This is a genomic window from Kiritimatiellia bacterium (assembly GCA_018001225.1).
GTDB lineage: Bacteria > Verrucomicrobiota > Kiritimatiellia > CAIQIC01 > JAGNIJ01 > JAGNIJ01.
Window position 1 is genome coordinate 14,798 of record JAGNIJ010000050.1, and the last position, 12,944, is coordinate 27,741.

A 12,944-nucleotide genomic window follows, 5' to 3' on the forward strand; every position below is an offset into this window, starting at 1 on the left:
TTGTCTGATCCCCGTTCTTGAATCCGTCCGTCCGGCCGTTACAATCGCGGCCATCATGAAAAAATGGATTTCTTCCGCCATCCTCTACCAGGTCAACTTGCGGTCGCTGGCGTCGCGCGATCCGCGTAACGCCATCGAGGCCTTCAAGGCCGCAGCCGGCCGGCCGACGGAATCGCCGTTGGCCTACCTGTCGCGCCACCTGCCGGTCATCAAGAAGCTGGGGGCCAACGTGGTCTACCTGCTGCCCCCCTATCCCATGGGCCTCCACGGGCGCAAGGGCATCGGGTCCCCCTACTCCAGCCGCGATTTTTACTCCGTCGAGCCGGAATGCGGCAGCAAGGAAGAACTGGCCGATCTCGTCCGGCGGGCCCATCGCATGCGCCTGAAGGTGATCCTCGACATCACTCCGAACCACACGGCGCGGGATCACGCCTGGATCGCGTCGAACCCCGAGTTCTACGTCAAGGCGCCGAACGGCGAGCCGTTCTACGATTGCGACTGGTCGGACACGGCCAAGCTCGACTACACCGCGCCGGGCCTGCGCCGCGAGATGATCGAGGTCTACCATCACTGGTTGAGCTTCCTGGGCCCGGACGCCGACGGCCAGCCGGACGGCGTGGACGGGTTCCGCCTCGACATGGCGCATTTCATCAACGACAAGAGCTTCTGGAACGAGGCCATGCCCGAGCTCAAGGCGCGCCACCCGTCCCGCCAACTGCTCTTCCTCGCGGAGTGCTACGGCACCCAGAACAACATGGATCTCTTCGCGCGCGGCATCAACGCGGCGTACGACGACGATTTCTACAAGACCTTCTCGTACCTGTACGGCGTGGACGAGGAAGGGCGCTCGGTGATCTGCCCCTCCCCCGACGCGGAGACCAATGGCGATTTTCTCGACAAGTGGGAGGCCTTCAAAGCGCGCGGCATCGCGGGCGCCGTAGAAACCGCACTGCTGAACTACGAAAGCCTCCTGCCGCCCGATGAAGACAGCCCGCGCCTGGCCCGCTATACGGATAACCATGACGAGGGCCGAGGCCTGTACCGCGCGGGCCCGGGCGCCGTGCGCGCGATGATGCAGGTGGCCTTCCTGTCCGGCCATAGCCTGCCGTTCATCCTGACCGGGCAGGAATTCGGCGCGCTCAATCGGCCCTCGATCCACTCGCGCATCGGGCTCTGCGACAAGGGCCGCCGCGTGCGGACGCCGCGGGGCACGCGCGTCGAGGCCGGCCTGGAGTGGGAAGGCAACATCTTCGCTCGTACTCCCGAAGAACGCTCGGAATGGTTCCGTTTCTACCGGGACCTGATCCAACTGCGCCTGAAGAACCGGGAACTGCTGCGCGGCCGGTTCCAACTGCTCGACGCCGGGGAGGATGTTCCGCCGGCCGAACGCACCGTGATCGCGTTCGAGCGGCACCTGCGGCGCTCGGCCCTGCGCTGCGCCGTCAATCTCGGGCCGGAGCCCCGCGCGCTGCCGCCGTTCTGCGCGCCATCGGGCGAAACGGTCCTATACGGCCAAATGGTCGACGGCACCTTGCCTCCGTTCAGCGCGATCGTTGTTCGCGCCGGATGATTCGGCCACGCGCTGACGCGCGCGGCTACGGGGGCGACGTCACCAGACGGTAAAAGCCCCCGGCGTTGGTGACGGCCTCCGACCAGGAGGCGCGGCTGCTCGACCCCGTAACCTGACCGACTCCGACCCATGGACCCGAGAGCAGGACGGCGGCGGATACTTCATAGACGCGGCCGGAGCCGGATGCGAATTCCAGTTGCAATTGATTCCCGGAGCCCAGCCACGCGGAGACGCGGAAGTAATCGCCGGAATCATTCGGGTCCGTCCCCGACCATACCTCCGGGCCGTCCGCCATGCCGTCGCCGTCGCTGTCCGGATTGTTGGAACTCGTGCCCGTGGAGTAGCCGTTGATGAAAAGGCCGTCGCCGGTCTCCCGGATATCCGGCAGGCCATCACCGTCGGAGTCCGACTGGTTTAAAAAGAAAAGGATGTTGTCATAGTACATCTGCCGGTTCGTCACGGGGGCCACTTCGTTGCCGAGGACGATCTGGCTGACGGCGCGGAAATCGAACGCGCCGCTGGCGTTGGTCTCCTGGAAGTCCGCGAACGGGATGACATACGACCGGTACGCCGTGGTCGGATTCGGGCCGTAGGCCGGGGATAGAAACACGCGCGAGGAACGGTTGGAGGCTCCCGTGCGTCCGAAGTACACGTACGGGCGATTGGTGGTGCCGTCGGCGGCGCGGGCATGGAATTCCACGCTGTTCAGGGCCCCGGCATTGATGTTGGTCCACCCGCGGTTGAACGCGAACCCCACCTCGCCCCAGGAATGCGTGTACACGCAGACCATGTGGTTCAGCCCTTCGTAGGGCGCCCAGTTGGTTTCGAAGCCCTGCGCCTTCGAGACCCACACCGCGCCGTTGGTCAGTGGCCGGGAGCCGGGCTCCCCGTCGTACAACAGGATCGGCGCCGGCACTGTCACCTGCCGAACCGTGACCGTGGCCTGCCCCGTACCGCTGGCGCCTTCCGCGTCGAGGGCCGTGACCGTGAGCGCCTTGGCCCCGGGAACGGCCGCCGCGCCGGCGGAAAGGCTGAAGCGGCACCCGTACACCCCGTTCCCCGCCGCGCCGTCGTCCACGAGCCCGTCGTCCTTCATGATCGTGGCCGCGGATTGCCCGGCGGCGGACAGGTTGGCCAGCACGACCTCGATGTCGTCGAGCCGGTCGGTGACCGACGCGAGCAGCCTGATCTGGCTGACCGCGTTGCTCTCGTTCAGCGCGGCGGGCGTGGCGGCGGCGGACTCGACGACCGGCCCGTTGGTGGAATACGGATTGTCGGCCGTGAAGAGCATGTCGTCCATCCAGCACGTCACCCGGTTGCTTCCGTTGTCCGTGAAGAGGAACTGGCTCACCGCGCCGAAGTCGTAGTCGGCGGGGCTGTTGGTCTCCTTCCAGGCCGTCAGCGGGATCGAGACGAGCTGGTAATTCGTGGATGGAGCGGCGAGATAGTTGGTGATGTACACCGGCGTGGACTTCCCGCCGGCAGCCCGGCTGAACTGGAGACGCAGGTTGTTCCATAAATCGTTGGTCAGGCGCAGGTAGAAATGGAAGGCGTAGTAGCCGCGCGCGTCGGAATCGGTCCAACCCTCGTTCCAGCCGTACCAGACCTGGCCGTTGGTGACGATGGTGACCGCGAGGTGCCGGGTGCCTCCGTGCGGCGCGCGGTTCGTCTCGCCGATCCACGCCGTGACCCCGTCCACCCAGGCCCCCGCGTTGCCGGCGATCAGCGGCTTGCCGCCGGGCTCGCCGTCGTAGACCACCAGGTTCGTCATGGCCGCGGAGGTGACGCACAGTTCCGGCGAGGGCGCGCTGACGTTGGGCGGGGCCTTATCGTCCCGGGCGGCGACCTGGTAGTAATACGCGAGGTTCGGCGCGAGGCCCCGGTTCGTGAAGGCCGTCGCGTTGCTGACGACGGCGTACAAGGACAGCGCGCCGGGCTCGAAGCCCCGGTACACCGGGTACCCCGCCAGGTCCGGCGCGGTGACCGCGCGCCACGTGAGGACCGCCTGGTTGTTCCGCTGCCGCGCGCGGAAAAGCCCGGGCGTGGGCGGGGCGGTGACGTCGTCGTTGGGCGCGGAATTCGTCGTGGCGTTCTGGCCGGGGACGAGGGTTGAATTCAGCACGCGGTACTCCGACTCGGCAACGAGGGCGTAGTAGTGATCGCCCGAGCTCGTGACCTCGTGTGCGAACCGCTCGACGCCCGCCGGCACGCCGCTGGTCAGCAGCACGCCCTCAACGATGTTGGTGATCGCCATCGCCGCGTGGTAGAGCCGGTACGTCTCGCCCGTGACGGCGAACTGATCCGCCCACGTGACGACGTTCGTCCCCGCCGCGCTGTGGTCCGCGGTCAGTCCGACCGGCACACCGGGAACATCGGGCACGTACGGGCCGGCCACGCGCAGGATATTGCTGCCGGCGAAAACGCCGGGCATGGTCAGCCAGAGCCGGCGGCCCGGGTCGTCCACCGAGGCGTAGTAACCCGTATCGGCCACGAGACTTGTCCCGCCCCACGTCACGGCGAGCGGCGGCGCGGCGCCACGGTACTCGTGAACGATGAACGTCGGGTTTCGAAGCGCCCCGTTGGTCACCGTCAGGCTCCAGTGGGCCGTGTTGGTGAGCGAGGCCTCGATGTCCCACGTCCAGTAGACGGGGTTGTAGCCGGGCGGATCGTAGGCAACGACCAGCGGACACCCCACCCCGTCCACGCCCTGCGTGATGACCGTTCCGTCCCACGCGGTCATGCGCGCGCCGCCGCCATGAATCCGCTCCTGCTCCGCCCGCGCGGTCGTGACGCCGCCGCGCGCGGTCGAGTTGAGCACGATCGCCAGGCTGTAATTGAGGTAGGGCTCGGGTGAGCCGGACCCGTGCCCGCCGGTCACCGCCCCGAGCGGCGTGCCCCAGGTGATGCCCTCGTAGTTGGACGGGTTCATGCCGGGCGCGTTCATCTGGTAGCCCATCTCCGTGTAATACGGCAGGTTGGTTCCGGAGGTCCCGTGTGAGGGGGGCTTTCCCCCCGCGCGCTGGAGTTGGCTCCGGGTCTGGATGAACCCGATCTCACGCGCGGTGTTCGTGTCCCATTCCCAGACGTACGGCACCGTGTTCGGCTCCAAGTAGGTCCAGTTCCCGGAGAACCGGTTCGTGTAGATGAACTTGAAGTCCCGGCCCCACTCGAAGCCGCCGGCCTTGCCGAACACGGAGTTGTCGCCGTTCCAGTCCCACATGCCGTACGGGCCGCGCGAGTCGTGGTCCAGGCCCTCGTAGCCCGTCTCGCTGCCATCGTAGGTCAGGGCATACAGGAAGTGGTCGTCGCCGGTCCGGAAGTGGTAATCGAGCGTGACGCGCCATTGGCCGAGGGCGGCGTTGGTTTCCTGGATCGGCTCGTCGAAGGTGATCCGCCAGATGGCATGATGCGGGCCGGCGAACCGCCACGTGGCGGCCGCGTTGGTCGCGTGGAGCTTGGAGTTGATCCAACCCTTTGGTCCGCCGGCGGGGATCGTGTAGTGGTTGACGAGGTGGCCCAATCCCGAGAGATCGTCGTCCCACGGTTCGTTGCAGACCACCTCGCCGCCCCCCGCGCCCCGGTACGAGAAGCGCGTGATATAGCCGCCGGTATAATTCGTGTTCCCGCGGGCCTGGACCAGGTAGCACGTGCGATTGAATCCCGACGCGTCCTGCCAGGAAACGACGTCACACAGCGAGACGTCGGCCCACGGTCCCGGGCCAGCCTGCCCGTTGGTGACGACCAGGGCCCGGCACGGAAACGCCAGGGCCGCTGCCAGCAGCAGAATGCTGTGCCATACTCGCCGCATGGGTCTACTATAGACTACGTTCGGACATGGCTAAAGGCTTAACGAGGCCGTTCCTATTCATACTCGTAATCTTACTCGTACTCTCTGCCACTTGAAGAGAGCACGAGTTAGAGTAAGAATGGGAAGGGGGCCTTGAATCCACCCCCGTTTCTGCCAGACTCCCGGCCAAGGAGGAACCCATGAAGACTCTCGTACGCGGCATGGTGGCATTGGTTGCAGGCATCGGTTTGCTTTCCGGCTGCGGCGCATCGGAGGAGCCGGCCGGCGAGTCCACCGCCGCGCCCGCCAAGGCGACCGCTCCTACGGAAGTCACGATCAAGGCGCCGGACGAAACCACCGACGTGGCGCTGCAGCTTGTCCGGCCCTCGGGCTGGGAGGTCAATCCCGACTACGGGACGCTGGTGTACGAGCCCCCGAACCGGGACGACTATGTGGATACGCCCAACATAGAAATCCGCGCCGCCGTCGAGGGTGAAGTGTCGGCCGCGGCCGTTCCCGTCAACATCGCGCGCCTGATCGGGGCCGCCAAGGAAGGCTGGAAGAAAATCCAGACGGGCAACGAGGCCCTCGATGCCCAAAACGCGAACGTGGAAGTGGTCGAGGAGTCGGCGGACGACGGGGATTGGCTGCTCATTCTGAAAGTCACGTACCCGGAAGGCGTGTCGGAGGCCATGTACCCGCCGCGCTACTGGATCTACCGTTATCTCCACCGCGCGGACGAGCCCTTTTTCGTGTGCATCAAGGGCGGCGTGACCCTGCGCTACGCGGACCAGTTTCTCCCGGCCGTGACCGAGGCCTGCAGGAGCGCGAAGCGGATGTAAAGAACAGGATGGCCCGCTCGGCTTTCTTCTCGCGGGCCGGGGGCGGCCCGCCTCCACCGCCTGCACCCGGAATCCTTGGAGGCGTCGCGCCCCGCGGGGCAACGAATGCGTCGCCTTTGCCTTCCCCGGCCGGTTCCTCTATCATCTTGCCCGCGATGAGCGCGAGCGGCATGCGGACAGGAATCGGCTTGGTCACCCTGCTCCTGATCGGCGCCCCGGCCGGCGAGGCCCGGGCGGGCTGGGTGGAGCAGGCCGGCGGCCGGACGATCATCCATGTCTCGCTCTTCGACTTGCCCGACCCGTCGCGCACCGACGCCGCGACTCGCGCGGACGCGGCCGCGGTCCGCGAGTTCATTCGCCGGTTCCCCGCCCTCTTCGCGGAGAAATACCGCGAGCGATACCGCGCGGACCCGGCGCGGTACGGCGCGTTCGACTGGGACCACGTCGAGATCCGGCTGGAGCGCTTCTCGGGCATCCAGGTCGAGGGCGTGGAGTCGGACCTGCTCGCCATCGCCGGGGGCATGGCGCCGGACGTGCTCTACGTCAACTTCCGCAAGTCGGACACCTATATCCAGAACGGCTTCCTGTACCCGCTCGACGGACCCGGCGACGAGTACCTGGCGTCCATGACCGAGGACGAACTGGCCCTGCGCGTGAACCCGAAGATATGGCCGGTCATCCGGCGGCGCGGCCCGGGCGGCGGGAAGCACGTCTGGGCCCTGCCCTACGGCGGCGCCCTCGGCCGCGTGCTGCTCTACCGCAAGGACCTGTTCGACGAGGCGGGCCTCGCGTACCCGACGAAGGACTGGACGTGGGACGACCTGCTCCATGCGGCGCGGCGCCTGACCCGGCCGGAGGAGGGCCGCTACGGCCTGGCCATGGGCCGCGGCAAGCACGAGAGCTGGTACTGGGTCACCTTCCTCTGGTCCGCGGGCGGCGAGGTGATGACGTACGACGAGGGGCAGGACGAGTGGCGGATCGCCTTCGACAGCCCCGCGGGCGTCGAGGCGCTGGACTTCTACACGCGGCTGGGCGCGGAGCCGTGGACCGACGAGGACGGCCGCCCGCGCCGGGGCTATGCCTACAAGGATCCGCGCTTCTCGTTCCGCAAGTGGGAGCGCGGCGAGATCGGCATGGTCTTCGCCTACGTGGACGAGAAACTCTTTTCGACCATCAACCCGGACCTGACCGGCATGGCGCCGGTGCCGCTCGGGCCCGGCGGTGGGCGCGGCGCGGAACTCAACAGCCGCATGATGGGCCTGTTCGCCGGCATCGGGCACCCCGCGGTCCGCGACGCGGCGTGGGAATACATCCGCTTCTTCGACAGCCGCGAGGCCCTGGCCCTCAAGACCCGCGTGCTGGTCGAGGGCGGCCTGGGCCAGTTCGTCAACCCGCGCTACCTCGAGCTGTTCGGCTACGGCGACCTGGTCCGCCTTTCGCCGCCCGGCTGGGCGGAGACCTTCCGGATCGCGATCGAGACCGGCCGCCCCGAGCCGTACGGGCGGCACAGCAACATCGCCTACAACCTCATGACCCTGCCCCTCCAGGAAGCGGAGCAGAGGGCCCTGCGCGGCGACCTGCCGCAGGACGGCCCGGCGCGGCGTGAAGTCCTGGCCGGTCTGCTCAAGGACGCCGCCGATCAGGCCCGGGCGGACATGCTGGACGTGATTCCCCCGGCGCGCCGCCGGGTCCAGCGCCTGACGGCGGCGGTCGTGCTGGTTTCGATCGGCGTCGCCTTCGGGTGGATGTTCCGGCGAGTGAGCCGGGCGTTCGCGCCCGACGCGGGAGCGGGCGCGCCGCGGGCCGGCTGGGCGTTCCGGCGCTACGCGGGGGCCTACCTCATGCTCCTGCCCGCCGTCGCGGCGATCTTCGTGTGGCGCTACGTCCCGCTCGCGCGCGGAGCGGCGATGGCCTTCCAGGACTACCGCCTCCTCGGCGACTCGGCCTGGGTCGGCCTGGACAACTTCGGGCGGGTGCTCTGGAGCGTCGACTGGTGGCTCGCGCTCTGGAACGCCCTGCGTTACAGCGCGCTGGTCATGGGCCTGACCTTCCTGCCGCCGGTGATCCTGGCCATCCTGCTGCAGGAAGTGCCGCGCGGCCGCGTGGTGTTCCGCGTGATGTACTACCTGCCCGCGGTCATGACCGGCCTGGTCGTGGTGCTGCTCTGGAAATCCTTCTACGAGCCCGGCGAGCGCGGCGTGCTGAACGCCCTGTGGCTGCGCATCCCCGCGTGGGGCTTCCTCGCGGCCGGCGGGCTGCTGCTCTGGGCCGGCCTGTCCTTCGCGCGTCGCCTGCGGTTCCACGACCGGCCGGGCATCGCCGCGCTCTTCCTGCTGGCGGGCGGCGCGGCCGCCCTGCTGTGCTGGCGCCTCGCCTGGCCCCTGCTGGTCGAGGCCGGCGCGCCGTGGTGGAAGCGGCTGCTGGCGACCCACCAGGACCCGCAGCGCTGGCTCGGCGACCCGCGGACCGCCATGCCCGCCTGCGTGCTCCCGATGCTCTGGGCCGGCATGGGCCCCGGCAGCCTGATCTACCTCGCCGCGCTCAAGTCCATCCCGGACGAGCTCTACGAGGCCGCCGAGCTCGACGGCGCGACGTTCACCGACAAGATTCTCTTCGTCGTCTTCCCGATGCTCAAGCCGCTCCTGATCATCAACTCCGTCGGCGTCTTCATCGGCTCCTGGCACGGCGCGGCGGACACCATCCTCGCCATGACGGGCGGCGCGGCGGGCACCGAGGTCGCCGGCCTCCACATCTTCTACAAGGCCTTCCTCTTTCTCCAGTTCGGCCCGGCCACGGCCATGGCCTGGATCCTCGCGCTCCTGTTGATCGGGTTCACGGTCTACCAGCTCCGCATCCTGTCGCGCCTGGAGTTCCGTACGGCACAGGGGGTGGAGGGATGAGGAGTGGAGTGGTCAGTGTTCAGTGTTCGGTGTTCAGGGGGCAAGCCTAGCGATGCCGCTCCTTCCCCACACCGGCCGCCGCCACCCGCGCACGCGGGTCTTTCTCGCGGCCATGTACCTGCTGCTCTTCGCGGGCGCGGCCACGATGATCTACCCGTTCCTGCTCATGATCTCCGGCAGCGTGAAAAGCGCCGTGGACATCCAGGACTTGAGCCTGTGGCCGCGCTACCTGACCGAAGACGCCGCGCTGTACCGCTCGTACGTCGAGGGCCTCTTCAACGAGAGCCTGGAGCTGTGCCGCGTCACGTACGACGCGGACGCGCGCTCGTTCCAGGCCGTCGAGCCGCCCGCCGCGCCCAACGCGAAACTCGTCGCCGAATGGGACGCCTTCCGCGCCTCGGCGGGCCTGCCGGACACGGCCTTCCTGCTCGGGTTCGTCGAGGCCCACCAGTCGCGCACGGTCCCCGAAATGCTGCGCGGGTTCAAGGAGTGGCTGCGCGGCCGGTACGGGCGCGGGATCGCCGGGGTCAACCGCGCGCTGGGCACGGACTTCGTCAATTGGAACGCGGTCTTCGTCGTCGCGGAAAACTACGGTCTGCGCCTGCGGCAGGCGCCCCGCGATGCCTTCTCCATGGCCTTCCGGGAATTCAAGATGACGCAGCCCGAGCGGAACCGCGTGTACGTCTCGCTCGAAGGCGTCTTCCGCCACCTGTACCTGAAACCGCAGTTCGGCCCGGACATCGCGGATTACAATCGCATCCACGGCACGGCCTGGCCCGACTACTCGGCCATTCCCCTTCCCTCCGCCTGCGCCGGGAACGCGGAGCCCGAACGGGCGGCCTGGGAGGACTTCGTCCGCCGGACGGTCAACCTGCTGTGGGTGCGGCTGGACGACTCCGCCGCCCCGGCCTACCGCGCCTTCCTCGCCGCCAAGTACCCGGACCTTTCGTCGCTCAACCGCCTTTACGGAACGTCCTGCACGGCCTTCGGGGACATCCCGGTGCCGACGGAGCCGCCGGCCGCGGGCCTGCCGATGAGCGACTGGGACGCGTTCCTGAAGGGCTGGCATGACCCGGCGGGCGGCGCGGTCCACGCCGCACCGGTCGAAGCGCTGCGCCTCGCCGGCCCGGAATTCGCCTTCCGCGACTTCCTGGAGCGGAAATACGGATCCGTCGCCGCGCTGAATGCCGCGTGCGGGACGGAGTTCGCTTCCTTTCTCAATATTTCCATCCCCCAGCGCGACGCTCACTACCTGGCGTTTCTCGATGCGCGCCGGGCGCTGCGGATCGAGTTCGCCCTGCGCAACTACCGGACGGTGCTCGATTACCTGCTCTGGCACGGGCGCGGGCTGGTGAACACCGCGATCTACTGCGGGCTCTCGGTGCTGATCGCCCTGCTGGTCAATCCGCTGGCCGCGTACGCGTTGAGCCGGCACCGGCCGCCGAGCGCCTACAAGCTGCTGCTCTTCATGCTCCTGACGATGGCCTTTCCGCCGATCGTCACGCAGATCCCCGTCTTCCTGATGCTGCGCGACGCGAAGCTGCTGAACACCTTCGCTGCGCTCGTCCTGCCCGGCATGGCGCACGGGTATTCCATTTTCCTGCTCAAGGGGTTCTTCGACTCCCTGCCGCGCGAACTGTACGAGAGCGCGGAGCTCGACGGCGCCGGGGAGTGGACGATCTTCTGGCAGATCACGATGAGCCTCTCCCGGCCGATCCTCGCCGTGATCGCGCTCTCCGCGTTCACGGCGGCCTACGCGAACTTCATGTTCGCCCTGCTGATCTGCCAGGACGAGCGGATGTGGACGCTGATGGTCTGGCTCTACCAGTTGCAGTCCCGCAGCGGCCAGGCGGTGATCTACGCCTCGCTCCTCGTCGCCGCCCTCCCGACCCTGCTGATCTTCCTCTTCTGCCAGAAGATCATCCTGCGCGGCATCGTCATCCCGGTGGAGCGCTGACCGACCCATTCGCCGGAAAGTCAAGGGGGCCTTTCCGTTCCTTGTGGGTGCGGCTCTTGACCGTATGGGTATAGATCATCGTCGTCCGCACGTCGCTGTGGCCGAGCATTTCCTGGATGGTCCGGATGTCGTAATTGTTCAACAGCAGGTGGCTGGCGAACGAATGGCGGAAGGTGTGGGCGGTGACGCGCTTGGGGATGCGCGCCTGGCGCACCGCGGCGTGGAGCGCCTTCTGGAAGACCGACTCGTGCATGTGATAGCGCCGATACTCGCCCTTGTCGGGGACGAAGGTCAACGTCTTGGCCGGGAAGACCCACTGCCAGACCAGTTCCCGGGAGGCGCTTTTCCATTTCCGATCCAGTGCGCCCGGCATGAACACGCCCGCGAAGCCGGCCTTCAGATCCTTGTCGAACAACGCGCCCACGCGCTCCATGTGGCGTTTGAGTTCGGGGATCAGCTTTTCCGGCAAGGGCACGGTCCGGTCCTTTTTCCCCTTCCCGTCGTGAACCGTCAGGATGCCGTCATCGAAATTGAGGCAACCCACCCGCAGGTTCAGCGCCTCAAACATGCGCAAGCCGCAACCGTACAGGAGGCTGACGACCAGGTTGAAAGGATACGCCAGCCCCCCGATCACGCGATCCACCTCCTCTCGCGTCAACACGACCGGGATATAGCGCTTCCGCCGCGCCCGGACCACCTTGCCCTTGGCCGACACACAAGCAGGGCCGTATTCGCTCTCGCCTGTGGCAGACATCGCCGACAGCGACAGGACGCGCGCCCTCTTGCCACATGGGATGCTATACCTTGGGAGTTCCGGAAACGGGGACGACCTCGTAGTTCTCCTCACATCCAAAGACATTATGGACTGCAAAGTCGGACTCGTCTCACACGAAGAGGTGGCAACTGCTGGAACTCCCGCCGATGTATGTGTCACCATTTGCGACAATCTTCTCGAGCTCCTTTGCCGCGCAGTTGAGGAGAAGTATCTGCCGCTAGACTACTTCGTGGCGATTGAACACGAGCGTGCGAAGTCGAGGATGAAGCAATGATTGCCCGAACCGCTCTTCAGCCTATCGGCGACCCGGGTTCGCCTCAGGCTGAACGCTGACGTTCGGGCAACAGACACAACCGCACTGTTGACGGGCCCATATCGATAGTGTACTAGTAAGACAGATAGGAGAACGATATGAGCACTGTTACATTGTCGCCAAAATACCAAGTGGTGATTCCACGTTCCGTCCGGGAACGCATCCGACTCCAACCAGGCGAGCAGCTTCAGGTCATCAGTTTCGATGACCGCATTGAGCTTGTGCCCGTTCGCCCCATGCGAAAGATGAAGGGCTTTCTCAAGGGACTGGACGCGACATTCACGAGGGACGAGGAAGACCGAGCATGAACATAGTCGATTCCTCGGGTTGGATTGAGTACTTCTTCGGAGGCTCAAACGCGGACTTCTTCTCTGCGGCGATAGAAGGCACCGACAAGCTGCTTGTCCCAACGATCTGCCTATACGAAGTCTTCAAGAAGGCGAACATTGTGGCGGATGAAGCAAGAGCCCTGCAGCTTGTTGGACAGATGAAGCAAGGACGCGTTGTCGATATGACAGAAGACATTGCCCTGCGAGCGGCACTCATCAGTATCAAACACACACTTCCAATGGCAGACAGCTTAATACTCTCGACCGCATATGCACATCGGGCAGCCCTTTGGACACAGGATGAACATTTCAGAGGGCTTGAGAATGTGAACTTCAAGGAAGCCCGAACCACCATTAAGCCCTTAAGGTCAACCGCAAAAAACGGGTCCTATAAGTAACTATTTTGCCCTCCAGAAAACAGAGTCCAAAACAGAGACTTTCAGCAATCTCTTCCTGGCCCCAACCGACTTT

8 protein-coding genes are annotated in these 12,944 nt (G+C 66.3%); 6 read left to right on the forward strand and 2 right to left on the reverse strand.

What is annotated here, in order from left to right:
- Nucleotides 1-55: 55 nt before the first annotated feature.
- Nucleotides 56-1,570 (forward strand): DUF3459 domain-containing protein, encoded by a 1,515-nt coding sequence (locus KA248_14070; GenBank protein ID MBP7831034.1) that lies wholly within the window; start codon nucleotides 56-58, stop codon nucleotides 1,568-1,570.
- A 25-nt stretch (nucleotides 1,571-1,595) separates the two neighbouring features.
- On the opposite strand, the gene KA248_14075 is transcribed toward KA248_14070, so the two are convergent.
- Nucleotides 1,596-5,378: a hypothetical protein gene (locus KA248_14075; GenBank protein ID MBP7831035.1), complete on the reverse strand. Its 3,783-nt coding sequence runs from the start codon at nucleotides 5,376-5,378 to the stop codon at nucleotides 1,596-1,598.
- Between the two features lie 179 nt (nucleotides 5,379-5,557).
- On the opposite strand from KA248_14075, the gene KA248_14080 reads away from it, so the two are divergent.
- The 3 genes from KA248_14080 (at nucleotide 5,558) to KA248_14090 (ending at nucleotide 11,056) form a co-directional block, all read left to right on the forward strand.
- The gene (locus tag KA248_14080; GenBank protein ID MBP7831036.1) at nucleotides 5,558-6,199 is read left to right on the forward strand and encodes a hypothetical protein; all 642 of its coding nucleotides are present in this window, start codon (nucleotides 5,558-5,560) and stop codon (nucleotides 6,197-6,199) included.
- A 170-nt stretch (nucleotides 6,200-6,369) separates the two neighbouring features.
- Nucleotides 6,370-9,099, forward strand: a complete 2,730-nt coding sequence (locus KA248_14085; GenBank protein MBP7831037.1) for an extracellular solute-binding protein — start codon at nucleotides 6,370-6,372, stop codon at nucleotides 9,097-9,099.
- 52 nt (nucleotides 9,100-9,151) lie between these two features.
- Nucleotides 9,152-11,056, forward strand: coding sequence for an ABC transporter permease subunit (locus KA248_14090; GenBank protein ID MBP7831038.1), 1,905 nt, complete (start codon nucleotides 9,152-9,154; stop codon nucleotides 11,054-11,056).
- On the opposite strand, the gene KA248_14095 is transcribed toward KA248_14090, so the two are convergent.
- On the reverse strand, nucleotides 11,037-11,993 hold the full coding sequence (locus KA248_14095) for an integron integrase (GenBank protein MBP7831039.1): 957 nt from the start codon (nucleotides 11,991-11,993) through the stop codon (nucleotides 11,037-11,039). The two genes, KA248_14090 and KA248_14095, sit on opposite strands and share 20 nt — an antisense overlap.
- A gap of 249 nt (nucleotides 11,994-12,242) precedes the next feature.
- Between KA248_14095 and KA248_14100 the strand changes: the two genes are divergently transcribed.
- On the forward strand, nucleotides 12,243-12,452 hold the full coding sequence (locus KA248_14100; protein ID MBP7831040.1) for an AbrB/MazE/SpoVT family DNA-binding domain-containing protein: 210 nt from the start codon (nucleotides 12,243-12,245) through the stop codon (nucleotides 12,450-12,452).
- On the forward strand, nucleotides 12,449-12,871 hold the full coding sequence (locus KA248_14105) for a type II toxin-antitoxin system VapC family toxin (GenBank protein ID MBP7831041.1): 423 nt from the start codon (nucleotides 12,449-12,451) through the stop codon (nucleotides 12,869-12,871). Before KA248_14100 ends, KA248_14105 begins: the two co-directional genes overlap by 4 nt.
- Nucleotides 12,872-12,944: the final 73 nt, after the last annotated feature.